The 1,422-nt window shown below is 69.5% G+C and carries 1 protein-coding gene; it reads right to left on the reverse strand.

The window, feature by feature from the left end; translation table 11 throughout:
- Window positions 1-486: 486 nt before the first annotated feature.
- The gene (locus AC5LUJ_RS04920; RefSeq protein WP_277602717.1) at window positions 487-1,032 is read right to left on the reverse strand and encodes a Crp/Fnr family transcriptional regulator; all 546 of its coding nucleotides are present in this window, start codon (window positions 1,030-1,032) and stop codon (window positions 487-489) included.
- Between the last annotated feature and the right edge of the window lie 390 nt (window positions 1,033-1,422).

Here is a 1,422-nt window from a genome sequence, read left to right on the forward strand (position 1 = left end):
CGGCATCCCCGGCGGGCGCGCCGACGGTGCCGTCCCTGGCGGAGCCGACCACGCAGGCATGACCGCGCGGGACAACCGCGCGGAGGTGCCAGGTGGCAGTGGCGCAGGTGGCAGTGACAGCAGTGGCAGCTGGTAGCCATTCGGATACGACGCGACGGGCCAGGTAGTAGGTCCGGTCAGCGGGTCCGGTCAGATAGTGGGTCATGTACGTCGCGACGGTGTGACAACCACCGCTGCGGCGGCACGGGCATGGCGGCGCGCACGACAGCAGCCGGGTCCGGCGCCTGCAGCCGACCCAGCAAAGAAGATCTTCATGATGTGAGGGCAGGTCCTGACCGGTACGCCAGGCGTACCGGTCAGGACCTGCTGGGACGGGAGTCAGCCAGCCTGTGCCCCCTCAGGCCGGAACCAGGGGCGTCTCCCGGCGGACCCCCGGTCGCGTGGGCCGAACACGCCCGCGTCGACCGGCGTCCGCCGGCTTACGCCCTACCGGGCGCGGCGGGCGAGCCGCTCCCGGTCGAGCAGCACCACCGCGCGGGAGTCCAGACGCAGCCAGCCGCGGGTCGCGAAGTCCGCGAGCGCCTTGTTGACCGTCTCCCGGGAGGCCCCGACCAGTTGGGCGAGCTCCTCCTGGGTCAGGCCGTGCTCGACCCGGACACCAGCCGCCTCGTTGCCGGGCTGGGCCGGCTCACCGAAGCGCTCGGCAAGGTCGAGAAGGGCCTTGGCCACCCGTCCGGGCACGTCGGTGAACACCATGTCGGCCATGGAGTCGTTGGTCCGCCGCAGGCGCTGGGCCAGCACCCGCAGCAGCAGCGACGCCGCTTCGGGCCGGGTTGCCAGCCACGGGCGCAGCGCGGTGTGCTCCAGGGAGACCAGCGACGCGTCGGTCACCGCGGTCGCGCTGGCCGTGCGGGGCCCCGGGTCGAACAGCGAGAGTTCCCCGAAGAGGTCTCCGGGCCCCATCACCATGAGGAGGTTCTCGCGTCCGTCCGACGCCGCACGGCCAATCTTGACCTTTCCAGCAAGGATCACGAAGACACGGTCTCCGGTTTCACCTTCCCGAAACAGAACGTCGCCTCGGGTAACATTCTGACGTTCCAAATGATCGTTAAGGGCCTGCCGGTCCTGTTCGGACAGGCCGGCAAACATGGGAACACGGGCAAGCAGATCGTCCACGGCGTCCGAGCATGCCAGGAGTAGCGCCAAAGGGCACGACCTGAAAGCCGAAAGAGGCTGTCGGGTCTTGAACAGGTCGGGCGAATCCGGGTATTTCCGGCCCGCTCGGCCGGCCCGGGAGAGCTCCCGTCAACCCCTGACCCGGGCCTGTGGACGGAAAGTCACACACGGACCGAAGCGATTGATTACTCTACGTAGTCACACAGGGCGAGAAGGCATCCACGGGCCCGCGCCCGGGGCCGACCG

Source organism: Protofrankia sp. CiP1_Cm_nod3 (genome assembly GCF_982290655.1).